This is a genomic window from Ferruginibacter sp., assembly GCF_014377975.1.
Taxonomy (GTDB): Bacteria; Bacteroidota; Bacteroidia; order Chitinophagales; family Chitinophagaceae; genus Ferruginibacter.
In genome coordinates this window covers 1-24,482 of record NZ_JACMOO010000089.1, presented here as the reverse complement: position 1 = coordinate 24,482, position 24,482 = coordinate 1, and the positions used below count along the sequence as shown (strand labels likewise).

The 24,482-nt window shown below is 37.5% G+C and carries 24 protein-coding genes; 7 read left to right on the top strand and 17 right to left on the bottom strand.

The features are described from left to right. Nucleotides 1-12: 12 nt before the first annotated feature. Nucleotides 13-420, bottom strand: a complete 408-nt coding sequence (locus tag H7254_RS05090; protein ID WP_301920824.1) for a hypothetical protein — start codon at nt 418-420, stop codon at nt 13-15. Nucleotides 421-658: 238 nt separating this feature from the next. After that, entirely contained in the window at nt 659-1,816 is a 1,158-nt protein-coding gene (locus tag H7254_RS05085) for a homogentisate 1,2-dioxygenase (protein ID WP_301931958.1), read from the bottom strand. A 163-nt stretch (nt 1,817-1,979) separates the two neighbouring features. Between H7254_RS05085 and H7254_RS05080 the strand changes: the two genes are divergently transcribed. The 3 genes from H7254_RS05080 to rpe all read left to right on the top strand — a co-directional run bounded on the left by H7254_RS05080 (nt 1,980) and on the right by rpe (nt 4,441). Then, nucleotides 1,980-2,471 (top strand): metallophosphoesterase, encoded by a 492-nt coding sequence (locus H7254_RS05080; RefSeq protein WP_301920822.1) that lies wholly within the window; start codon nt 1,980-1,982, stop codon nt 2,469-2,471. A 345-nt stretch (nt 2,472-2,816) separates the two neighbouring features. Beyond that, nucleotides 2,817-3,605 (top strand): lipopolysaccharide assembly protein LapB, encoded by a 789-nt coding sequence (locus H7254_RS05075; protein ID WP_301931957.1) that lies wholly within the window; start codon nt 2,817-2,819, stop codon nt 3,603-3,605. Between the two features lie 188 nt (nt 3,606-3,793). After that, nucleotides 3,794-4,441 carry a ribulose-phosphate 3-epimerase gene (gene rpe, locus H7254_RS05070; RefSeq protein WP_301931956.1) on the top strand — a complete coding sequence of 216 codons (648 nt, stop codon included), beginning with the start codon at nt 3,794-3,796 and terminating at the stop codon, nt 4,439-4,441. Here the strand turns inward: rpe and H7254_RS05065 are convergent. Continuing rightward, the gene (locus H7254_RS05065) at nt 4,434-5,297 is read right to left on the bottom strand and encodes a hypothetical protein (protein ID WP_301931955.1); all 864 of its coding nucleotides are present in this window, start codon (nt 5,295-5,297) and stop codon (nt 4,434-4,436) included. The genes rpe and H7254_RS05065 overlap by 8 nt on opposite strands. Before the next feature lie 82 nt (nt 5,298-5,379). Between H7254_RS05065 and H7254_RS05060 the strand changes: the two genes are divergently transcribed. The 4 genes from H7254_RS05060 to H7254_RS05045 all read left to right on the top strand — a co-directional run bounded on the left by H7254_RS05060 (nt 5,380) and on the right by H7254_RS05045 (nt 11,107). Continuing rightward, a complete protein-coding gene (locus tag H7254_RS05060; protein WP_301931954.1) occupies nt 5,380-7,872 on the top strand; it encodes a TonB-dependent receptor in 2,493 nt (830 codons plus the stop codon). Nucleotides 7,873-8,493: 621 nt separating this feature from the next. Further along, nucleotides 8,494-9,627: a glycosyltransferase gene (locus H7254_RS05055; RefSeq protein WP_301931953.1), complete on the top strand. Its 1,134-nt coding sequence runs from the start codon at nt 8,494-8,496 to the stop codon at nt 9,625-9,627. A gap of 105 nt (nt 9,628-9,732) precedes the next feature. After that, on the top strand, nt 9,733-10,347 hold the full coding sequence (gene rsmG, locus H7254_RS05050) for a 16S rRNA (guanine(527)-N(7))-methyltransferase RsmG (protein WP_301931952.1): 615 nt from the start codon (nt 9,733-9,735) through the stop codon (nt 10,345-10,347). A gap of 124 nt (nt 10,348-10,471) precedes the next feature. Beyond that, the gene (locus tag H7254_RS05045) at nt 10,472-11,107 is read left to right on the top strand and encodes a response regulator transcription factor (protein ID WP_301931951.1); all 636 of its coding nucleotides are present in this window, start codon (nt 10,472-10,474) and stop codon (nt 11,105-11,107) included. 55 nt (nt 11,108-11,162) lie between these two features. On the opposite strand, the gene H7254_RS05040 is transcribed toward H7254_RS05045, so the two are convergent. The 14 genes from H7254_RS05040 to H7254_RS04975 form a co-directional block, all read right to left on the bottom strand. Continuing rightward, entirely contained in the window at nt 11,163-11,687 is a 525-nt protein-coding gene (locus H7254_RS05040; RefSeq protein WP_301931950.1) for a GNAT family N-acetyltransferase, read from the bottom strand. 28 nt (nt 11,688-11,715) lie between these two features. After that, the gene (locus tag H7254_RS05035) at nt 11,716-13,641 is read right to left on the bottom strand and encodes a M1 family metallopeptidase (protein WP_301931949.1); all 1,926 of its coding nucleotides are present in this window, start codon (nt 13,639-13,641) and stop codon (nt 11,716-11,718) included. 177 nt (nt 13,642-13,818) lie between these two features. Beyond that, nucleotides 13,819-14,484 (bottom strand): 16S rRNA (cytidine(1402)-2'-O)-methyltransferase, encoded by a 666-nt coding sequence (gene rsmI, locus H7254_RS05030; RefSeq protein ID WP_301931948.1) that lies wholly within the window; start codon nt 14,482-14,484, stop codon nt 13,819-13,821. 97 nt (nt 14,485-14,581) lie between these two features. After that, nucleotides 14,582-14,827, bottom strand: coding sequence for a phosphoribosylformylglycinamidine synthase subunit PurS (gene purS / locus H7254_RS05025; protein WP_301931947.1), 246 nt, complete (start codon nt 14,825-14,827; stop codon nt 14,582-14,584). Further along, entirely contained in the window at nt 14,824-15,594 is a 771-nt protein-coding gene (locus tag H7254_RS05020) for a phosphatidylcholine/phosphatidylserine synthase (RefSeq protein ID WP_301931946.1), read from the bottom strand. The genes purS and H7254_RS05020 overlap by 4 nt, the downstream gene beginning before the upstream one ends. A 7-nt stretch (nt 15,595-15,601) precedes the next feature. Beyond that, nucleotides 15,602-16,894 (bottom strand): aminopeptidase P family protein, encoded by a 1,293-nt coding sequence (locus tag H7254_RS05015; RefSeq protein ID WP_301931945.1) that lies wholly within the window; start codon nt 16,892-16,894, stop codon nt 15,602-15,604. Between the two features lie 172 nt (nt 16,895-17,066). Further along, nucleotides 17,067-17,720, bottom strand: a complete 654-nt coding sequence (locus tag H7254_RS05010) for a 3-oxoacid CoA-transferase subunit B (protein ID WP_301931944.1) — start codon at nt 17,718-17,720, stop codon at nt 17,067-17,069. Nucleotides 17,721-17,814: 94 nt separating this feature from the next. Continuing rightward, the gene (locus tag H7254_RS05005; protein ID WP_301920807.1) at nt 17,815-18,516 is read right to left on the bottom strand and encodes a CoA transferase subunit A; all 702 of its coding nucleotides are present in this window, start codon (nt 18,514-18,516) and stop codon (nt 17,815-17,817) included. A 15-nt stretch (nt 18,517-18,531) separates the two neighbouring features. Beyond that, the gene (locus tag H7254_RS05000) at nt 18,532-19,026 is read right to left on the bottom strand and encodes a DUF4296 domain-containing protein (RefSeq protein ID WP_301931943.1); all 495 of its coding nucleotides are present in this window, start codon (nt 19,024-19,026) and stop codon (nt 18,532-18,534) included. Continuing rightward, complete coding sequence (locus H7254_RS04995) at nt 19,026-19,928, bottom strand: DUF4835 family protein (protein WP_301931942.1); 903 nt, start codon at nt 19,926-19,928, stop codon at nt 19,026-19,028. The genes H7254_RS05000 and H7254_RS04995 overlap by 1 nt, the downstream gene beginning before the upstream one ends. A 22-nt stretch (nt 19,929-19,950) precedes the next feature. Further along, complete coding sequence (coaBC, locus tag H7254_RS04990; RefSeq protein ID WP_301931941.1) at nt 19,951-21,135, bottom strand: bifunctional phosphopantothenoylcysteine decarboxylase/phosphopantothenate--cysteine ligase CoaBC; 1,185 nt, start codon at nt 21,133-21,135, stop codon at nt 19,951-19,953. A 72-nt stretch (nt 21,136-21,207) separates the two neighbouring features. Further along, nucleotides 21,208-21,549 carry a DNA-directed RNA polymerase subunit omega gene (locus H7254_RS04985; RefSeq protein WP_301920803.1) on the bottom strand — a complete coding sequence of 114 codons (342 nt, stop codon included), beginning with the start codon at nt 21,547-21,549 and terminating at the stop codon, nt 21,208-21,210. Further along, nucleotides 21,546-22,349 carry an outer membrane protein assembly factor BamD gene (locus H7254_RS04980; protein WP_301931940.1) on the bottom strand — a complete coding sequence of 268 codons (804 nt, stop codon included), beginning with the start codon at nt 22,347-22,349 and terminating at the stop codon, nt 21,546-21,548. Before H7254_RS04980 ends, H7254_RS04985 begins: the two co-directional genes overlap by 4 nt. A 169-nt stretch (nt 22,350-22,518) precedes the next feature. Further along, nucleotides 22,519-24,129 (bottom strand): hypothetical protein, encoded by a 1,611-nt coding sequence (locus tag H7254_RS04975; RefSeq protein ID WP_301931939.1) that lies wholly within the window; start codon nt 24,127-24,129, stop codon nt 22,519-22,521. Between the last annotated feature and the right edge of the window lie 353 nt (nt 24,130-24,482).

The following is a 24,482-nucleotide window of genomic DNA, read 5'->3' as shown; positions in this document are numbered from 1 at the left end:
CAATTAATTATTTTACTCAAATGCCTTATCATTCAAATGCACTTTTGTCATTTCGAAATAATGATTTTGTAATTGGTGAACACTTAATGGTTGTATAATATGCCTTCGCTCATCCCGGTACCATATTCCCAATGGTGAGAAATTCCCTTTAGAGTGGATCAATATTCTAAAAGCGCCTTTCAGGTATTTTACAGTACCATCTTCATTTTCCTGCCGGGTAAATTTAAGTCTGGTTAGTTGTTCATCATCAAGCGGTATGGGTTTCAATTGACTGGTCTCAAACCAAAACTCCTGCGTACCGGTATCTACACAAACCTGTTTTTCATCCCCGTTCAGGTTAGTTACTTCACCCTGTAAAGTATCCCCGTCGTTATCGGCCATTAAATAATCGCCTATTTTAATGTCTTGAAATTTAATCATGGCAAATTGTTTTTTTATTTAAAAACAATTTAGCACTTTTTGGAAATTAAAACACATCTCTTGGCAAATAAAACTTCCATTGAAATTTTTATCACCCCTTAAACGAACCCTTCCCTTATTTCATAACAGCAGCTGCAACTTGCGTGGTACTTGAGTATATCCCCGCCCGGGTGTATAAATAAATTGCAAAAATTAAAATGGTTGTCTATGAATTTATATTCCTTAAAATCATACAGCATCATTCTGCCCAGCTCATTACGTATCCTTCATTTTCAATTTCAAGGGCAGTGGTGGTTAATTGCAAAGGATGAAAAGTATCTATCATTACAGCCAGCTCATTGGTTTGTTTGGCACCAATACTTTTTTGTACTGCGCCGGGATGCGGCCCATGAGGAATGCCGCCGGGATGCAGGTTAATCATTCCACGGGTAACATGTTTGCGGCTCATAAAATCGCCATCCACATAGTACAGCACTTCATCACTGTCGATATTGCTATGATTATAGGGTGCAGGAATTGAATCCGGATGATAATCAAACAACCGCGGCACAAAAGAACATACTACAAAATTATGCGCCTCAAAAGTCTGGTGCACAGGAGGAGGCTGGTGCACCCTGCCCGTGATGGGTTCAAAATCGTGAATGGAAAAAGCATAAGGGTAACAACATCCATCCCAACCAACCACATCAAAAGGATGATGCAGATAGTGTATACCATAAAGCATTCCTTTCTTTTTTGTTTTAATCAGGAAGTCGCCTGTTTCATCATGCGTTTGTAAATTTTTTGGAACACGGATATCCCTTTCGCAATAGGGCGAATGCTCCAGCAATTGTCCATAGGGACTCAGGTATTTTTTAGGATACCGGATAGGGCTAAACGATTCTACAATCAGCAGGCGGTTATTTGTTTCTGAAAAATGTATCTGGTAAATAGTACCCCTGGGTATTACCAAATAATCACCATAGCCAAAATTAATTTCGCCATACATGGTTTGTAAAACACCACTGCCTTCATGTATAAAAATCAGTTCGTCAGCATCGGCATTTTTATAAAAATAACTCCCCATGTTTAGTTGCGGCGCAGCCAAAATGATGTGGCAATCATTGTTCACCAGCACTGGCTTACGGCTATGCAGGAAATCTTTTTCGGGTGGTATTTTAAACCCTTCAAGGCTGCGGTGTTGCAGCATTTTTTCTTCTGCAATTTCAGGTTGCACATTTACAGGCTTATCTGTGCGGATAATTTGTGTGGGCGGATGATTATGGTACAACAATGAATAATCATTGCTGAAACCTTCCGTTGAAAATAACTGTTCGGCATATAAGCTACCATCCGGTTTGCGGAACTGTGTGTGACGTTTGTGAGGAATCTTGCCTAAAGTATGATAATGTGGCATCGTTTTAATTAATTTATAATGGATGATTAAGACTGTAACGACTGCCGGCGAATGATCAACGCTCTGTTGTTACAGGGTATCAGCGGATTGGTATAAAAATGGCTTGCCTTATTTTGTATTGTGCAATCTTAATATCAAATTTACATCTTTAAAATCATTTAATTTGACAAGAATAGGACTTATATCAGACACGCACAATTACCTGGATGAAACTGTGGCGGAGCATTTTAAAACCTGTGATGAAATATGGCATGCCGGCGACTTTGGAACTTCTTCAATTGCAGATCAGTTAAAAGCATTTAAGCCATTGAGAGCCGTTTATGGTAACATTGATGGCAATGATATCAGAATCATTTATCCGGAGCAATTGGTTTTTATGTGTGAAGAGGTAAAAGTAATGATAAGGCATATTGGTGGTTATCCGCCGGGGTACAATCCGGAGACAAAAAAAGAGTTACTGATTCACCAGCCGCAGTTATTCATCAGCGGTCATTCGCATATTTTAAAAGTAATGTACGATGACAAAATAAACTGTTTGCACATGAACCCTGGTGCCGCAGGCAAACAAGGCTGGCATAAAGTAAGAACGCTGATACGTTTTACCATTGATGGCAAAGAGATGAAAGAATGCGAAGTGATTGAACTGCTTAAATAATTATGAGTTATGAATTATAAGTTAAGAGTGGTAAGTAATTATTAATAAAATTAAAACAGGCTGCTGTATCACCACCACCTAAGCTCAATTGTTGTACAAAGGCAAAATTAGTTTCACCATTACATTAAATGATCTTAACATTATTTACCTGCAAAAAAAAGAATTGATTTTTTATAATGACAGGCACTTATAAAAAATACTGCAACCGATGGCACGGGAAATAAGAATACTTCTATCTTTTTCATAAATAATTACCTAAAGAAAATAGCAGGTTTTATTGCCTGCTAAAAAATTGTTACCGACCTGTTTTTCAAGCCCCTAATTTTGCAAACCAACCATTTAAAAATGAAAAATATTTTTATCGTATTTATTACCGTGTGCATTTGTTGTATGGCCTGTAACAATGCGGCTACTAATGCGGATAAGGCATCAATGCCCGCAGAGGAACAACAGTTAAGAAATGCCATCAGTCAATACCCTGATTCAATGTTGCTAACGGAAAACCTGATACAATATTTTAGAGACAGCAGTAATTTTAAACAGGCCATTGCAGAAACAGAAAAAGCTATCCAAAAAGATTCAATCAACGCAAGACTTTGGGATATAAAAGGGCAATTGCATTTTGAAAATTCGGATACAATCAATGCGATTAAAGATTTTAAAAAAGCATTCACCATTGATGCGCAGCCCAAATACATAATCTCCCTGGGAGCACTTTATGCACAAACAAAGAACATATCAGCCCTTGCAATGGCGGATGCGCTTTTGCACAATCCCAATGCCAAAGCAGAAAAACAAGCCTTGTTCATTGAGGGGCTTTATTATTCCTACAGCTCAGAGTACGAAAAAGCAATTCCATTTTTTGACACCTGTCTGACAATTGATTATACTTACACCGATGCTTATAAAGAAAAAGCCAAATGCCTTTATCATCTTGCCAAATATAAAGAAGCCATTCAATCGCTGAATAAAGCGGTGGCACTGCAAAGCTCCTTTGAAGAGGGCTATTACTGGCTTGGAAGATGTTATGAAAAGTTAAACCAGCCGCAGGAAGCAATTATGAATTATAAAGCAGCAGTGCTGATTGACCCTGAATATTCGGAAGCGAAAAAGGCGTTGGCAAGGGTGAAATAATTAATAATTAATAATAAATAATGAAGCCCCGAAATTTAGTAAATCCTTTTTAAAGTATTTATACGTTTTGTTAACTGTCAAGTGTGTGTTTAATTTAATTTCGATGCCCTTAACTTTGCTATACAATAACATCAAACATCAAAAATCAAACATCAAACATCAAACACCTAACACATAACATCACAAATATGGCTCTTATTGCTCCTTCCCTTCTTGCTGCAGATTTTTTACAGTTACAAAATGCATGTGATATGCTGAATGAAAGCCAGGCAGACTGGTTTCACCTGGACATAATGGACGGGCGCTTTGTGCCCAACATCAGTTACGGCCCCATGCTGGTAAATTTTTTTAGAAAGACAACGAAAAAAATATGCGATGTGCATTTAATGATTGAAGAACCGGAACGCTATGCCCAGGCTTTTAAAGAGGCCGGCGCTGATATTTTAACGGTACATTATGAGGCCTGTACCCATTTACACCGCAACATTCAGCAAATAAAAAGCATGGGCATGAAAGCGGGTGTGGCATTGAATCCGCATACTCCGGTTGAATTGTTAAAAGACATTTTGCAGGATATTGATATCGTGTTGCTGATGAGTGTAAACCCTGGTTTTGGCGGACAGTCTTTTATTCCGCATACTATCAATAAAATTAAAAGAATGCGGGAAATGATTGATGAACAATTACTGAATGTTACCATTGAAATTGATGGCGGGGTAACATTGGAAAATGCAAAGCTTATTATTGATGCAGGTGCAGATGTGCTGGTAGCAGGCAGCACTGTTTTTAAAGCTGCTGATCCTGTTGCAACCATTGCAGCATTAAAAGCTATTTAAGTGAATCTGCAATCTGTAACAAAACATCAGCGGATTGATGAACCCAATTGGGCTCGTTCCGGTTCCATTTGTATTTCTTTTCAATAACATTTTCCAGCATTTGCTGGCCTTGTATGGCCTGCTCTTTATTGTAAAAACAATCAATCCATTTTTGGCCCATCTTATCTTTATTGGTAATTGATATGCCTCCTTTGTACCATTTAAAACAAGTAGGTAGTCCGTAAAAAGAAATACGGGTTGCCCTGCGATCGGCATTATCCTGTAAAAATTTATTGTAAAAAAGAACACATTGAATAATGCGGCTTTTTAATTCGCCGGTTGTTTCCGAATGTGCAGACTTTATTCTCCATTTATTATTAGCCGGATAAAAAGGATCATCCAAAAGAGTTATATGCTTTTTACCATCCGCTACATATTTTACCGGCTTTTCTTTTCCCGTTTTTAACAGCAGGCTTTTAACACCAATACCATTTAACCCAATATTTTTTTGGATACCATCATCAAAAATAAGGTGAATCAGTTTTGTTTTTTCGTCCAAAGTCCATTTACCCATCTTCAAATTATCACGGGGATTTTGAACCATTAAACCATTTTCAAAAAAACAATAACTATGAAAAGGAATTTCCAGATCAGCGTTACTACCACTGATATAATTTAATATGCCATCATCCACATCTTCTTTATTTTCCCAGTTTTGGCAAAGTAACTGTGGTAAACTGTTGCCTGCAGACAAATTTACCAGCGTGTTGGAACCGCTGTCAATTACTGCCACTTTTGATCCTTTTTTATTATTGCTATTATTACATCCACAAAAAATATGCAGCAATAAAAATGCAATAAGTGTTATATTCTTCAAATTCTTTTTTTCAAAAATACTCAGAAGCAATCAAATTTTTACCAGCATCTTTATTAAAACATAAAATATTTATCTTCACGCAATGAGAGTACTTACCTCCCTGGTATTAGCCCTGTTTTTTTTAACTGCATCAGCCCAAAAAAAAATTGCTTTTGTAAGCGGCCAGGTAATTGACGAAAATGAAAACCCGTTGGCAAAAGTATCGGTAGTGGTGTTGGGTAAAACCACCGGTATTGTTACAAACGACAGTGGTTTCTTTCGCATAAAAGTTACCGCGGCAAAATCAATCGCCCTTGTTTTTTCAAATATCGGTTACGCAGAAAAACAGAAAAATTTTTATTTAAGCGATAATGAAGAAGAACGGATTACCGTTCGTTTACAAAGAGACGGCAAGACATTGATGACTGTTGTAGTAACCAACGACCGGGAACGAAAAGAGCTGGGATTAACTAAAATAAATCCTAAAAACGCCATTGTGTTGCCCAGCACTACCGGCGGTATAGAGGGATTGATAAAGATACTGGTGGGTAGCAATAACGAACTTACTTCACAATACAATGTACGGGGCGGTAATTATGATGAGAACCTGATCTACCTCAATGACTTTGAAATTTTTCGTCCTTACCTGGTACGCAGCGGCCAGCAGGAAGGGCTTAGTTTTATTAACCCCGAACTGGCAAGGAATGTTAATTTTTACAATGGCGGTTTTCAGGCAAAGTATGGCGATAAAATAAGTAGTGTGCTGGATATTCAATATAAAAAACCAAAAACTTTTGGAGGCTCTGCATATATCAGTTTGCTTGAACAAGGCATGCATCTGGAAGGCTCAGCCAAAAAAGAAAAACTAACTTACCTGGTGGGTGTTCGTAATAAAAGCAATCGCAATTTATTAAGCAGTCAGCAAACGCAGGGTTCCTATATTCCATCTTCCACCGATATACAAGGATACCTTACTTATAAGCTCAATGAAAAATGGCAGCTGGAAATACTGGGAAATTTTTCTGCCACAAAATTTACATTGATACCACAATCGGCTCAAAAAACAACCTCGGTTTTCTCGCCGCTTTTTACTGCCAATCTTGGGCTGGATATATTTTTTAATGGCCAGGAAAAAGATGGTTACAATACAAGCCTCATTGGCTTAACGGCAGTACATCAACCCAATAAAAAAGTACAGATAAAATGGATGCTGAGCCATTTTGAAAATAAAGAAAATGAAAATTTTGATATCGGCAGTACTTACTTATTTGGTGACCGCAACTTTGATAATACCAGCAGTACCTACGGACAAATTGTTAATCCGCTGGGTGCCGGTTTTTATCAGAATTATGGCCGCAATAAGTTAGATATTTCGGTATGGAATGCTGGTATAAAAGGAAGCATTGACAAGGGTAAACATTTTATACAATTTGGCAACAGCATTGAACAAACAAAGATTACAGACAAATTATTTGAATGGGACTATCAGGACAGTGCTGGTTATTCCTTACCTGTTACTAACAATAACCTCAGTTCTTTTTTAAATTCTTCTGCTAACCTAACCATACAAAAATACAGTGGCTATGTGCAGGACAATATTAATTTTATAAATAGCAAAAGAGATATTTCGCTCCAGGGGGGAGTGCGATATAATTACAATTCGCTCAATAAAGAATTATTAATCAGCCCACGTGCGCAGGTCAGTGTTAAACCCAGCTGGAAAAAAGATATGGTGTTTAAACTGGCTGCCGGCATTTACGATCAGCCACCCTTTTACAGGGAATTAAGAAGGTATGATGGCAGTTTAAATAAAGGTATAAAATCTCAAAAAAGTTACCAGGTAGTGGCAGGTATGGATTACAATTTCATATCAGGCGAACGACCATTCCGCATCACTGCAGAAGCTTACTATAAAAATTTACAGGATGTAATTCCTTATGATATTGATAATGTCCGTATCCGCTACTCAGGTGAAAATAATGCTAAAGCTTATGCTTACGGAGTGGAAACCCGGTTGTATGGCGAGCTGGTAAAAGATGCAGAAAGCTGGCTGAGCATTGGGCTGATGCGGAGCAAAGAAAACATCGTAGGCGATCATTATTACAAATATTTAAATGCCGCCGGAGAACCCATCACTTCAAAAACACATGATCGGATACCGGTGGATAGCATACGCCAGGATGTAGGCTGGGTAAGGCGTCCAACAGACCGGTTGATCACCGTAGGATTATTTTTACAGGACTATTTATCTACCAACAAAAATTTCAAAGTGCATCTGAATATGATCTATGGCAGCAACATGCCGTACAATATTCCCAACAGTACAAGGTATAGAAATGCCCTTATCATTGATCCGTATTTAAGGGTTGATATTGGCTTTAGCGCCCTCTTTTTAAGCGAAAAAAATAAACGTAGAAGCCATAGCCCGTTTAAAGATTTTGAAAATATCTGGGCCAGTTTTGAAGTATTTAATTTAATTGACCGGCCCAACACCATCAGTTATCAACTGATAAAAGATTTTAGCAACACCGTGTACAGCATACCCAACAGGCTTACCCCAAGACTGGTAAACTTTAAAATTGTAGGCCGGTTTTGATGGCGTCTGAAACTTATAGAAAATGGCTGGCATACCGGATCAGTTGGGTACTTTTTCTTTTATCCATTATAGCAGCACTCTGGCTACTGGCTAAAATAATTGGTTGAAAAAAATAGATTATCGAAAGAACTTTTACTTTGCAGAAATTGAGATAATTGTTTTTCCTGGAATATTTATTCTTATACTCTTCCGGCAAATGGGTTATTTGCATAAAAGTTACATCAGTAAAAAATCGTTCAAAGTATAGTACAATCCGAAAGATTCAACAACATTTAAGTGAAAAAAGTTGCTTGCGAATTGTTTTTAAAAAAATATTTTTTCTGGTAAAGAAGCAGAAAGCTGGATGTTTATTGCTGCTTGCAGGTTATAGCGGATGGTAAATGTATATATGTTTGCTTTGCAATACTGTTGCAAAACTGTAGAATAATACCGCAAATATCAAATAATCCAGACTGGATTTTGAGAAGTATAAAACAGGTGACAGACATCAGACATTTGTTACTAATAATTTCGTAATTTATTTTACAGGGATATGTTTTCACCCATGTGAAAATTCAAATGCTTTTGACCTGACCGAATCCTCTTCATTCAACAAAAATTTTTATTGTTACTTTTGCCAGTATGAACCTTAACCAATTCTTAATGCACTGGCATGGCATTATTTTTATAGTTTTTTGCGCCATTACTTTAATTCAGCTTTTTTACTACCTGTTTTTTTTTACCAGGTTAAGTTTTTACAGGGCGTCTTCAAAAACAATATCACAAACACATCCGGTATCTGTTATTATTTGTGCAAGGGACGAAGCTGCCAACCTAGCTAAAAATCTTCCCGGCTCGCTGGTACAACAATACCCAACATCCCACGAAATAATTGTGGTAGATGACAATTCTTTTGATGATAGCAAATATCTGCTGGAAGAGTTTCAGAAAACTTTTAAGCAGTTGCACGTGATTGAATTGAAGCAGGAAGCAAAAATGATTACCGGAAAAAAATTTCCCTTAAGTATTGGTATTAAAACAGCAAAATACGAAATTGTATTATTGACCGATGCCGACTGTGTGCCTGCTTCAGAAAACTGGATCAACAATATGCAGCAAACCTATGATGACGGTACTGAGATTGTTTTGGGATATGGTGCTTATAATAAAAAAAGGGGACTTTTAAATAAATTAGTAAGATGGGAAACATTTCATACCGCACTACAATACTTTAGTTATGCACTGGCTGGAATTCCTTACATGGGCGTGGGTAGAAACTTAAGTTATAAAAAAGCAATTTTTTTCAGGCACAAAGGGTTTTCGTCGCACAACAATATTCCCAGCGGCGATGATGATCTTTTTATAAATACTGCAGCAACAAAAAATAATACAAAAATAAATATTGATGCTGATGCTTTTACCTTTAGTGAACCGGTAAACACCTGGGCAAAATGGAAGAAACAAAAAGCCCGTCATTACACCACCAGCAAGTATTATAAGCCATTACACCAATTTTTATTAGGCCTTTATTCTTTTACCCATTTTGTATTTTTCCCACTGCTTGTAATCAGTTTTTTATTTTTTAACTGGCAACTTACCTTACTGGTATTTGCAATACGGTTAGTAATACAAGCATTGGTATTTTACCCGGCTATGAAAAAATTACAGGAACAGGACCTCTATCCGTGGTTTGTATTTTTAGATATCTGGATGTTTTTTTATTACCTGATATTTTCGGTTGCATTAATTAAAAAACCAGGAGCATCCTGGAATTAACGGGTATGTCTTAAATAAAATAAGGACTTTTTTAAATGATAGAAATTATATTATTGGCGGTGTATATTTCAGCCAACAAAAATTTAATAACTAATCCTCCTTTGTATGGAAATACTCACTAAATATTTCACTGATTTTACGGATATACAATTGCAGCAATTTGCAGCCTTAAAAGATTTGTACAAAGAATGGAATGAAAAAATAAATGTGATTTCCCGTAAAGACATGGAAAATTTTTATGAACATCATGTACTGCATTCGCTGGTGATAGCAACGCAATTTGAATTTAAAAAAGGGAGCGAAATAATGGACCTTGGCAGTGGTGGCGGATTTCCCGGTATTCCCCTGGCAATCTTTTTTCCGGATACTCAATTTCACCTGGTGGACAGCATTAATAAAAAATTGAAAGTAGCCAGCGAAATTGCTGCGGCCATCGGTCTGCAAAATCTGTCAACCCAGCACACCAGAGCCGAAGATATTAAGAACAGAAAATTTGATGTGGTGGTATCCAGGGCCGTTGCTCCCATAAAAGATTTGTGGTGGTGGGCTAAACCATTGCTAAAAAAAGGTGTATCACCTAATGGACTCATTTGCCTTAAGGGAGGTGATCTTACAAAAGAAATATCTGAAAGTAACTGCAGGCCGAGGATATGGGAAGTTGAAAAAATTTTTACCGGGGCGTTTTTTACAGAAAAATTTTTGCTTCATATTCCGCTGTAATAAAAGCTCTTGTCAGAACATCCTTTACAGGGTATAATCTATTTATAGTAAAACTCCCATACTCGTAAAAAACTACCACTTTAGGGTATTGGATTGTATCATTTTTTAGCAACCTTTGTAACCTATGGATATATCAGTAGCAATAGTTGAAGATAACAATGATATCCGGCAGGCACTGGAACAAATTATAACTATGGCCGAAGGATACACCCTGGCAGGCTCCTGCATCAATGGGGAAGAAGCCTTAATTAAAATACCTACTTTAAACCCTTCAGTTGTTTTGATGGACATTAGCCTGGGCGGTATTAGTGGTATAGAATGCGTTAAAATTTTAAAAGAAAAATATCCTCAAATTTTGTTCATGATGTGTACGGTTTATGAAGAAGATGAAAAAATTTTTGAGGCTTTAAGCGCAGGTGCCAATGGTTACATACTTAAAAAAACTACGCCGGATAAATTACTCAGTTCTATTAAAGAATTAAGCGAAGGAGGAGCACCTATGAGCAGCCAGATTGCGAGCAAAGTTGTTGCAGCCTTTAAAAATAAACCTGCTTTTACTGTATCCAGCGATTCATTGGATGTATTATCAAAAAGAGAAATTGAAATACTGACTGCTTTATCAAAAGGCTTGCTGTACAAGGAAATTGGAGAGGAATTGTTTATCAGTCCGCAAACAGTTCGCAAACATGTTTACCATATTTACGAGAAACTGCATGTAGGAAACCGCATACAGGCAGTAAATAAATATTTTGGAAGATGACTGAAAAATATGCCTTGTTACAACCACCACAACCTTCTTAAAAAAAGGGTATTTTTTATTGTAAAAATCTCCAAAACCACCAATCTGTCTGTGGCGTATCACCAATAGGGAAATCATGTGTATAGCCAGAATTTACGAAGCCGTATTTAGCATAAAATTTCTGAGCCCGCATATTATGTTCCCAAACACCTAACCACACACATGCGTATTTATTTTTTGTTGCGTACTCAATAAAATAATCCATCAACTCCTGAGCTATTTTTTTACCATGAAATTCTTTTAACACATACAATCTTTTTAATTCAAGCGCTTTCCATTGCTGTACAAGCGGCCAGCCACTATAATCTTCCATAAAGCGGATATAGCCAACCGGTTCACCATTTACTTCTGCAAAAAAAAATAAATTCGCTGCATTGTCTAATTCCTGCTGCACCTGGGTAAGGTTATAATAGTGCTCCAGAAATAGCTGCATATCTGGTTCTGTACAAGTACCCGTAAAAGTATCATAAAATGTTTGCCTCGACATTTGGGCCAGTACCGGTGCATCCTGCAGCAATATTCTCCTGATGGTAATTTCCATAATAATAACTTCGGTATTCGTTAAAAATTTACCAGTTTAATTCTAAAATATTATTTTTCTGATCGGTATCTGCCATCCTTTTTGTAGGATCAATTTCTACTTTTTTTAAATCTATCAGCCGGTGTTTAAATTCAACTATATACGTTGGATGTGTCCACCTCCATTCTTCGTGCACTATCCTGTTGGATGCATTATTTTCTGCAGGCTTTTCACCAAACATCAGGTTAAGAGGCACATAATGCAGTTCGGTTGTTCCATCTTTAAAACTAAGCTGCAAATCAATAGGCATGGGCATTTGCCCAATTCTTTTTAACCTGATTTTTGAAACCCCGTTTTCTTCCCACAAACTATCAATGGAGTAGTCTATTTTTTTGGTTGTACTGCACCAGTATTCTTTGTACCAGTCTAATTTTATACCGCTTACATCTTCAGCCAGTTTTATAAAATCACTTGCATTGGGGTGCTTAAACCGCCACTGTTTATAATATTCCAGCAGTATTTTATCTCTTGTGGCAGCACCGGTAATATATCCCAGTTGCTCCATAAACACGCAGCCTTTACTGTAAGCTGCTACGCTGTATCCTACGTTGGTATTAAAATGATCTGCATGCGTTGTCAGTGGTTCTTCCCAATCACTTTTGGCAATAAAATAATAAGATCTGTAATTGGCGGCATGTTCCAGCGGCAGTAATGCAGCCGCAGAATCAAGCGCTTTAATATAAGCTGGATTGGAGGCGTTTTTTACCCTGCTCACTTTATCCCTGTAGTATCCTGCTACCAGGTCGGCGGCGTATTCAGTGAAGCCTTCGTCCATCCACGCATACATGCTTTCGTTGGTGCCCAGCATCATCTGGTACCAGCTATGCATCCACTCGTGAAAAACAGTACCCAGTCCCGGGCCGCTAATCAGTGTTGCCATTGGATACTCCATACCGCCGTCGCCCCCTTGTATAAATGAATATTGCGGATAAGGATATTTACCAAATTTACTTTCAATAAAGGGCAATACAGTTACAGCCCCATCTGCTACTGTTTCCCAGGCGGCATCGTTTGCTGCATCGTTGTCCTTATAATTGTAAATAACGTTGATGACAGGGCCGCCATTGGGGATTTTACGCACCAGATGTTTGTAATCCGGATCTGCGGCCCATACAAAATCATGTACATTGTTTGCTATAAAATGCCAACTACGTTTAGCCTTAACCGTTGGCTTCAGTTCAGAACCTGGTACATCATAGCCCCATCCAATTTCACCCGCATTTACCAGTACTCCGCTACCGCCTAATTTATAACTTTTATCAATATGTATGGTAACATCAAAATCGCCCCACACACCATAAAATTCCCGGGCAACATAGGGCGTGGGATGCCAGCCCTCGTAATCGTATTCACACAATTTTGGATACCACTGGCTCATGCTGTACCGCACACCGGTAGCAGGGTTATCCCTTCCGCTCCTGCGTATCTGCAAAGGTATTTGTGCCTCAAACTCCATATCAAAAACTACGTTTGCTTTTGGGGGGATGGTCTTTGTAAGGTCAACTTCCAAAATGGTTTCATGGTATTTAAATGGCTGGGCAATGCCGTTCATTTTTAATGAAATAATTTTCTGATAGCCAATTTCGTTATCGTTTAATTTGCTGATGCGGTCTTTTACCCTGCTATCCCAGTCGGGCTTTCCGTTTATAATCGTTTTTCCTAACTCCTGGCTGCGAACATCCATACTACTGTTGGGCTGAAAGGCGTTGAAGTAAAGATGATAAAAAACCTTCTTCAATATATCGGGCGAGTTATTAGTATACACTAATTTTTGTTGGCCCGTAAAACGATTGGTAACGGCATCTACATCCACATTCATGGTATATTTAACACGCTGTTGCCATCTGTCTGATTGTGCAAAGGATAGCTGACAAACTGCGGATAATAAAAAAATAAAAATGAAACACTTATTCATATTAATTTGGATTTTTAAAATGCTTGATCCGTTTAGTATTATTGGCCTTTTTAATGTTCAGGCCTTCTTAAACAAAAAGACTATACCTAATGAGTAAACAACTCATTATCATTTATGGTTTTAGATGTACTGCTGTACCATTATTAAAATAAAATTTAAACAGCTAAACAGCCATGTTCAAGCTATGCCCTGAACCACAATCACTATTTCACCTTTTACGGGTTTTGCATTAAAATGATCATGCACCTGTTGCAAAGTGCCTCTTTTATTTTCTTCAAATTTTTTGGTGAGTTCCCGGCTAACACAACAGGGGCGTTCTGCTCCAAAGTATTCCACAAAGTCGTTTAAAGTTTTTACCAGCCGCACCGGGCTTTCGTAAAAAACCATGGTACGTTCTTCCTGAGCCATCTTTTTTAAAAATGTTTGCCTGCCTTTTTTTAAAGGTAAAAATCCTTCAAAACAAAAGCTGCTGAGGGGTAAACCACTGTTTACCAATGCAGGCACAAAAGCCGTTGCCCCCGGAAGGCATTCTACCTTTATATCGTTCTTTACACATTCTCTTACCAATAAAAAAGCCGGATCGCTAATACCGGGCGTACCGGCGTCTGTAAGCAATGCCATTGTTTTACCACCCTGCAATTGTTCTGCCAAATGATGAATAATTTTATGCTCGTTGTGCTGGTGATAAGGAGTGAGTGGTTTGTGAATCTGGTAATGCTGTAACAATACAGCCGATGTACGGGTATCTTCTGCCAATATTAAATCAACCGATTTTAAAACTTCTATTGCCCTGAAGGTAATATCCCCCAGGTTACCGATTGGTGTAGGAACGATGTAAAGCATAATTTGAAAATTCGAAAATTCTACAATTAGAAAATATGAAAATGATCGGACCCCGTCCGGATCCATTTTTACATTTTTAAACTTTCACATTTTCTAATTAGTTGATTGTTATTTCAAACATTTCCATTACCTGGTTGGCTAGTAACTTTCTGGCGGCTTCTTCGGCTATTTTTGTTGCAGTTACTGCGCTGTCGGCTTCAATCTGGAGGGTAATATTTTTACCTATCCGAACGTCCTGTATGCCGTGTAAGCCCAGGTTTGCGAGGCCTCCCATTACGGCTTTGCCCTGGGGATCTAACAATTCTTTTAAGGGCATTACTTTTACCTGTGCTGTGAATATCATGTTGTAGTTTTACTTTTAATTGCCAAAGATAAAATAATGTACGCAATGAAAATAACCGGTACTGCAAGCCATTTTAATAAAACGGCAGAAAGTATAGTAATTGCTGCCAATATTATTTTAGGCATATTATTTTTTATACTGTAATCTTTAAATTTCATGGCCATAATGGGCAGTTTACTTACCATCAGCCAGCTTAATAAAATGATGATTGCATATAAAAACCATTTGTTTAATATCAGGTTATAAATAACATCTGAATTGCTGTACCAATAAATTAAAGGCAGTGAAGCCACCACCAGGCCTGCTGCCGGTATAGGTACTCCTTTAAACCCATAAGCCTGTGTTGTATCAAGATTAAACCTGGCCAGCCGGTAAGCCCCGGCACAGGTAAAAATGAATGCAGGAAGCAATACCAGCGTTGAAGCATCTATTCCATCTGCATCTTTTATAAATCCCATCCTTAAAAACTGGTATAAAATTATTCCGGGTGCAACACCAAAGCTTACCATATCGGCCAGTGAATCTAATTGCTTTCCCATCTCGGAACAAATGTTGAGTGCTCTTGCCACAAAACCATCCAGAAAGTCTACTACAGCTGCTATTGCAATAAACAAAGAAGCCAGGCAAATATTTTCTTTCAGTTTTATAAACTGCTCTCCTTCTTTTGTATAGATAATGTCTATGCCATTTTGCAATGCAAAAACAATAGCTATGCAGCCAAAAAATAAATTGAGCAGTGTAAATAAATTGGAAATGTGTCTTTTCATTTTTTAGTTATCTCTTTTTCATCAATGATTCAATTTCATCAACCGTTATTGGAATATTTTTCATCAGGTCTTTATTACCACTTTTTGTGATCCAGAAATTATTTTCTATCCTAACGCCCATTTGTTCTTCTTCAATGTAAATACCTGGTTCAATGGTAAACATCATACCGGCTTTTACAGGTTCCGTACGGGTACCAAGGTCATGTACATCAATGCCTAAATGATGAGAGATGCCGTGGTATAAATATTTACGGTAAGCTTTGTTATCCGGGTCCTCATTCTTTACATCTGCCTTATTTAAAAGCCCGATTTTTTGGAAAATGGCGGTAGCTTCATCCCCTGCTTTTTCAGTATAATCCATGATGCTGATACCGGGCTTTAAAATACCGGCGCAATATTGATGTAATTGCAAACAGGCGTTATAGACTTCTTTTTGTCTTTTGGAAAACTTGCCATTTACTGGTACAGTTCTGGTTAAATCAGCACAGTAATTTCCATAGCCTGCACCAAAATCCATCAGTATCATTTCACCGTCTTTACACTCTTGGTTATTTTCTACGTAATGCAACGTTCTTGCCCTGTCGCCACAGGCAATGATTGATCCATAAGCTTCCCCGGTTGCCCTTTGCGATAAAAAAGAATGAACGATCTCCGCTTCTATTTCATATTCCATTACACCTGGCTTAATAAAGCGGAGCAAGTGCCTGAAGGCAGCATCGGTAATGTCGATGGCCTTTTGTATAACTTCTACTTCCAATATTGTTTTAACAGCCCTCAGTTCTTTTAATATAACTGCACTGCGCTTGTATTGGTGCAAAGGGTAACGTGCCCTCATCATTTCTGCATAGCGGTAATCTCTAACCGGTACCAGATTGGCTTTACGGTCATTCTCATTGGTGTTTAAATAAATGGTAGTGGCAAGATGAATCCAGGGTTGTAACAAACCATCCAATACATCCAGCCAGACTATTGTGGTAATGCCGGAGATTTCTGTTGCTTCTTTCACTCTCAACCTGTGCCCATCCCATTTTTCTTTCAATTCATTTGGCCTTACCAACACCAACACTTCCCTATATTTTGGATCAGGATTGTCCGGAAATAATACCAGCATGGTGTCTTCCTGTTCAATGCCTGTTAGCCACACCAAGTCTGCATTTTGTTTAAAGCGATATACGGCGTCGCCGTTGGAAGGCAGCTCATCATTGCTGTTAAAAACCGCAATGCCGTTTTTTTCCATTCTTTCAACAAAACGTTTTCTGTTCTGGATAAATATGCCGGCGTTTAAAGGAAGATATTTCATGAATATTTTTTTAGCAGTTGCAATATACATTTTTAAAACCTTGCATAAAAATGCTGTTTACTGCTAATACTTTTAGAAACAAAATAACAAGGATGAATTACTAAAAATAAAAAATGCCACTTCGTTGAAGGGAAGGCTTATTAAAAGTGATGCGTGTAAATATTGAACGCTATCAAAATTGCATTTCCTGTATTTCACCTTCCACAACCAGCCTGCCGGCAGTTTTTGCAACAATCTCATCTACACTAACGCCGGGTGCCCTTTCCAGTAATTTAAAGCCCTCCCTTGTTACATCCAACACGGCCAAATCAGTTACTATCTTTTTTACACAACCAATACCAGTGAGTGGTAACATACAACGAGGCAGTAGTTTCGATTCGCCCTTTGGATTGGTATGCATCATTGCAACAATAATATTTTTCGCGCTTGCAACAAGATCCATTGCGCCGCCCATACCTTTTACCATTTTACCTGGTATTTTCCAGTTGGCAATATCACCGGTATCGCTTACTTCCATAGCGCCCAAAATAGTAAGATTAACCTTGCCGGCCCTGATCATTCCAAAGCTCATGGCACTGTCAAAAAATGAAGACCCTGGCACGGTAGTGATTGTTTGTTTACCTGCATTAATTAAATCCGGATCTTCTTCACCTTCAAAAGGAAAAGGCCCCATGCCGAGCAAACCATTTTCACTTTGCAGTACTACCTTTATGCCCGCAGGAATATAATTGGCTACCAGAGTTGGAATACCAATGCCAAGATTAACATAGAATCCATCTTTTAATTCTTTTGCCAACCGTTGCGCTATCTGGTTTTTATCAAGCATACATTTAATTTGCCGATGTGAGATTGGTTAATGATTACTTCACAAAATTTAAAACCATATTAAAACAGTAATGAAAAAAGATGCCAGTATATGGCTATGCGGGTAATTTTCTTACTGTTCGTTGTTCAATTCTTTTTTCATAATTAACCCCTTTAAAAATACGGTGAATATAAATGCCGGGCGTATGAATCTGGTTGGGATCCAGTTCACCGGCAGCCACTAATTCTTCTACTTCGGCAATAGTTACTTTACCTGCCATTGCCATTACCGGGTTAAAATTACGGGCTGTTTCTTTATAGATAAGGTTACCTTCTGTATCGCCTTTCCAGGCTTTTACAAAAGCAAAATCAGCATCAAAAGCATATTCCAATAAATATTCTTTGTTATTGAATGATCTTACTTCCTTGCCGGTTGCAACTTCTGTACCTACTCCTGCTGGTGTAAATATGGCGGGCATTCCATAACCAGCAGCCAGGCACCTGGTAGCCAAAGTTCCCTGTGGTATAAGTTCTACTTCCAGTTCGCCGCTTAGTAATTGCCTTTCAAATTCCGCATTTTCACCTACATAAGAAGAGATCATTTTTTTTACCTGCTTTCTTTGCAACAGTAAACCAATGCCAAAATCATCTACGCCTGCATTGTTGGCGATACAGGTTAAGTTTTTTGTACCCTTTTGTACAATGGCTGCTATACAATTTTCAGGAATGCCGCACAAACCAAAACCGCCAAACATTGCTGTGGCTCCATCAAACATATCTGTTAGTGCTGCGCTTGCATTTGCATATACTTTATTCATAAATAAAATCGTTTATTAAGGTACCGGCACAGGTAAGAACTTATGAGTTGATTTTTGTGTTGAGTCAGTTATTGGAACTGTTATTGGTTTAAATGTTGGTATTGGCAGTACAGGAGGCTCCGGTGGCAGCGGCATCAATGAAAAGGTTTTTACCTCACTTCTTTTACTGTAGAGTGTTGTATATCTTTCTCTTTCGCCCCTGGTAGTGATACTGTCAAGTAGTATACGCATCAGTTCTGTATGTTTATTATAGTACTGATAACTATCATAAAAATCTTCCCGGCTTATATTGTGTGTGGCAAAAATCTGCTGCTGAAGTTTTGCATTTTCCAAATCTGCATTTTTCAGACTATCTTTTTTTATGTATTGAGCTGTATAGGTTTCGGCGCGGATTACATCCCAAAGCACAGCCTGCATCTGATTTGCCCGTAAAATACCGGATGGTAACCCATCCTTATTTGCGCAACCCGCCATGCCAATCATCGATATAATAATTGTAGCTATTTTCATTATTTTAATTCGTCTTTATACCTGTTTGCATTGGTAATATCCATTTTTTGTAATAACTCAGATGCCCTCGCTTTATCCTGTGGAGGAGCTTTTGCAAAAAATTTAATCAGCTCATTCGCTTTTCCCTGAAAGAAAAACTGGTTGATCATTGTATTGGTATTGTCAGCATTAAAATTACTTAGCAGGTTAAGAACATTTAGCATTTCTGCCCTTGCAGAGGTTTCATTTTCAACCATTTTATCGGCAGCTTTTCTATAATAGCCATAATAAATATCATGCATAATTGCATAACGGCTGTTTTGCATGTTTTCTACCAGCCAGTAACGGTTGCGGCTGCCGTCAAATGCTTTCCAGCCAGAAATACCCCTTGCCTCAGGTGCATTATTTACGATATTCTGCGCCTTTAAAAAATAAGGAACACCGCCCCGTTGGGAATAAGAATCGTAATCAAATGCTATAATCATGTAAGCATAATAAGCAAATACAGCCGTTAGGTTAGATACCAGTCCGTCTGAGCCGGAAACCCTGTTTTCATTAAACTCCAGTTGTTGAAACTCTACATATTTAAAAGTTATATCCGCATCCTGGTAATTAATAATGGGAGATAAATAGGATGAATTAAAAATAGGTCTGCCTGCCTGTATAGTAAGAGAAGCTGTGTACACATTTGCATCGGTACCCGGCTGCAGATTTAATAAAAAATTACAATCAATTTTTTCATTTACTAAAAAATTATCCGTTGTCCATTTATGGTTATTTAAAAAAGTATTTAATGCAGTTTGCAAGGTTTGAAAAGTACTTTTATTTACAGTAGTTCCTACCCTGCTGCTGTTAACAGTTACCCTTGCATTTAATTCCTGCGCACCTGCAGTATTCGCAAACAGTACAAAAAATAACAGCAATTTTAATTTAGTATAATGCATATTACAAACGGATAATGGTATTAACAATATCAGCAGCTACCGCTGTTTTTAACTTAGTTTCAAACTGATGTTCCCCGCCATTTTTATCAAAAATAGTAATTTTGTTAGTGTCGGTTCCAAAACCAGCCCCAGTGTCATTTAAAGAATTCAATATAATTAAATCCGCATTTTTATCAACCAGTTTTTTTAGCGCATTATTTATTTCATCGTGGGTTTCCAAAGCAAAACCAACCAGTATCTGTCCTTCTTTTTTAACAGTGCCAAGGTGTTTTAAAATATCTTTTGTTTTTTTAAATTCTACAGAAAAAAAATCGTCCGACTTTTTTATTTTTTCTTCCGTAACTGTAACCGGCGTATAATCTGCCACTGCGGCACTCATGACTGCTATGTCCATTTTATCAAAAACTGTTGTACAGGCAGTAAACATTTCATTTGCAGATTGTACATGTACTACCTTCATACCTGCAGGTGCAGCTATGGCTGATGGTCCTAAAACAAGCGTAACGGTTGCACCTCTTTTTTGAAATTCAGTTGCAATGGCAATACCCATTTTACCAGAGGAATGGTTACCTATAAACCGCACCGGATCAAGCGCTTCATAAGTTGGACCCGCAGTAACCAATACTTTTTTACCCGCTAATTCCTTGGTGTATAAAAAAAAATCTTCTAGTTTACTGAGGATCGTTTCCGGCTCCGCCATTCTTCCGTCTCCGGTTAACCCGCTGGCCAGTTCACCATTTTCAACAGGTATAACCTGGTTGCCGAATTGCTGTATTATTTGCAGGTTATTTTGTACAGCAGGATGAAGCCACATGTCTTCATCCATTGCCGGAGCAACAATAACGGGGCATGTTGAAGAAAGATAAACAGCAGTTAATAAATTATCGCAAATACCATGTGCCATTTTTGCCAGAGAATTACAACTCAAAGGAGCTATTAACATTACATCTGCCCATCTGCCCAGCATCACATGATTACTCCAGGAATCGTTATTGGAAAGATCGGACAATACCTGATTTTTAGATAAGGTTGACAAGGTTAATGGAGAAACAAAATCTTTAGCAGCAGGAGTCATTACTACTTTTACGGCTGCACCTGCTTTAATTAATAAGCGCACCAATACAGCCGTTTTATAAGCAGCAATGCTACCCGATATGCCTAATAGTATTTTTTTATTTTGCAACATAAAAAAAAGACGGCTTTTGCCGTCCTTAAAAATAAAACTTCTTGTTTAACATTGATTAAATAAAACTAAAAATTAACTAAATAAATCCTCCTCATTTTTACGGAAATAAATTTTATCTTCCATAAATTCCTGCGACGCAAGTAATGCCGGATTGGGCATTCTCTCATACGCCTTTGATATTTCTATCTGCTCCTTATTTTCGTGTATTTCTTCCAGGCTGTCTGTATGGCTTGCAAATTCTTCCAGTTTGTTATGCAACTCTTCTTTTATTGCAATATTGATCTGGTTAGCCCGTTTTGCTATGATTGCAATAGATTGATACAGGTTACCTGTTTTTTGCTTAAAATCAAAAAGATTTTTTGGTTCTACTACATTACTTGTACTGGAACTGAGCTGGCGTCTTAGTTTACTCATAATTGTATTTCTTTAATTTTATTTAAACTTAAATTATTATATTCCTGTGCTTCTTTTAAGTGCGTACTTTGAGGAAACCGGTCAGCAAAATCCTGAAACTCCGTAACCACCTTTGTAAATCTTTCTGTTTGTTTATCAACTACGCTAAGCTTAGCAAATTTATAATAAGAAACCAACGATTTTAATTTGTACAAATCGCCATTTAAAGATTCTGGATAATCTCCCAATAAATTACTATAACATAAAGCTGCTGCCCGGTATTGGCCCACTTTATAATATAAATCTGCAGCCCTTACTTCTTTCATTTCCAGCCTAATCCTGTTTTTATCAATTATTTCGGTTGCTTCTTTGATTTTGGATGATCCCGGATGTGAATTTATAAACGTTTGCATTACTCCAATCGACTTAGAGGTATTTGTCTGATCCAATTCAACTTTAGATACTTGTTTATAAAAACACAATGCATGCATATAATCAACTTCTTCTGATTTGCTGCTGTTAGGAAAAACTTCTAAAAAGCCTTTAAAGAAGTTCTCTGCATCCTTGTATTCTTTTAAATAATAAAAACAATAAGCATCTTTATAATACAATTCTTCAAATTTATCAGTCCCCTTGTATACAGGATACAATTCCTCATATAATTGCTGAGCCATACGATATTTTTTTTCTGAAAAAAACTTATCAGCCATAGTTAGCTTATATTCAGTGTCTTTACTTTTCATCACTTTCGCATACTTACTACAAGATGAAAATGATGCTATCAAAATGGCTGCTGATAAAAATACTTTTATAAAATTCATAAACAAGTACGAAATTAATGATTTTAAGTCAAAAATCAGTTGTAATTATCAAATGGCAAAAAAGAGTCCGTTAAGATTTTGATAAACCGGTCAACCATTTCTATTCTTTATTTACGTTAAAAGACCCTTCTTGCTGGAAGGGTCTTTTTTAAACAATAAATATTATTAATTAATTTGACTTAATGTCAATTGTGTTAGAGTCTCCACCGCCAATTACTTTATCAACGTTCACTCTGTCGCCGCTAATGCCTAGTTTTTCTACCAGGTACTTTTTAACAGCATCCAGCTTTTTGTCGGCCAAAGATTGTTCTTTTTTTGACGCTGCAGGATACGCTGTAATTGTAATAGTACAATTTGGTTTATCTTTTAATTTAGTAGCAACACTTGCAAGTAAGGCTTTTGTATCTGCTGATAAAGAAGCTGTTTTCAAAGACAGGCTTGGATAATCACCCGCACATGCATTTTTAGATACCATACTATCTGCTATTGCTTTACAACATGCAGGATCAGGACATTTACCAACACCGTCTGCGTCTACCGGCTGACATTCTGTAGGAGTAATCAATTGCTTATCCTTACAATCAGGAACACCATCACCGTCAGTATCTCTTGTTACTCCGTGAGTATCCACAGGACAACCGGCGGGCGTATTGGGCTCTCTGTCAAATTGATCCGTTACACCATCGCCATCTGTATCATCCAAAATAGGCTTAGGCAATTTCATGTGCTTTGGATTGTTGATTTCGCTGTAGGCATAATCCAATGGGTTCAGCCACCACAAAGGCTCAACCGATTTACCACCCAGGTTAAAATTAATACCTAGTGATAAATAGTTATAAGAATCGAAATCCGATGTTAATGCAGCATCGCCGGCAGGATGCTCTTGCCAGCGCTGACCATCCAATAAATCGGTCTTAATAAAGGTTTGACGATCTTCCAATGCCAGATTAACCCGGTTGCTTAATTTAAATGCTACACCAGCAAGTAAGTTACCAGAGGGCATCAATGTGTTTTTACCAAATTTTGGGCGGCTGATTCCTCCTTCAGATTCTCCTACTGTTTCGTAGGTATTATCCATACCTTCTTTTAACCTTTTAATAATATTTCTTCTATTGCTGTAAGTAATATCACCTCCATTGGCTATACTATTAAAAAGTGTTGAGTAATTATTACCCGAAGCATCCAGTGCATTGATCTTTACATTAAACCAGGTTGCACTAACACCGCCGCCGGCATATACAGTAACCCCTGTTTTTTGCTTGTGAAAACGGATATTGTTCAAGGTAAAAATTCCCTGAATTCCTAAATCCTGGATATGAGTTTTATAATTATAAAAAACTGGATCTACACCCGGCTTGTATGCCTGGGTAGGAGTAAGACTACCGCCGTTGGCAGTAGACGTCAATGCCGTATTATGTCCATAATTATAGGATGGTTTCCAGTTCAATCCTTCTGGCGATCCATTTACATACTGCAATCTTAAAGAGAAAACATATCCTAATGCTTTTCTCACATGCGCTTCAAAACCTAATCTTGGTATTCTTGCATCTACATCACCGTTTATTGCCATACTGCCAAGCGAAACACCCACTTCAAGCATGTTGCGTGGTTTTGCCGGAAAATTGTAAGTGTTATTTAAGAATTCATTTTGCTGCGGTTGTTTCTTCGCAGAAATTACCGATGAATCAAACACACTATATCCTGATCCCATTTGCGCAAAAGATGTAGTTGTCATTAAGGTAATGAGCCCTAAAATTAATTTGTACTTTTTGTTTGCCATAACTTATTGATTATTAAAATTCTAAAATTTAAAAGCTTTCACATACAAAATTAGATAATGAGAATTAATAACCAAATTTTTTTAAGATATATTTAAGTTATTAACCCCTTAGTATTATAATATACTTTGCAAATTACAATTTTAATATTTATTATTTTACTGCTTTGATTGAAAATAATTCAGGATTTTAAATAAAACAATATTCTGCTCCTGAAAAATAATTACTTTGAAGCCGTTGCTTACTGCACTATATTGCCGTATTTTTTGAAAATGGAATTTATAAAAAACATCATAGGTGAGGAGCTGAATACTTTTGAAAAAAAGTTTGCTGAATCTGTCAAAAGTCAAACACC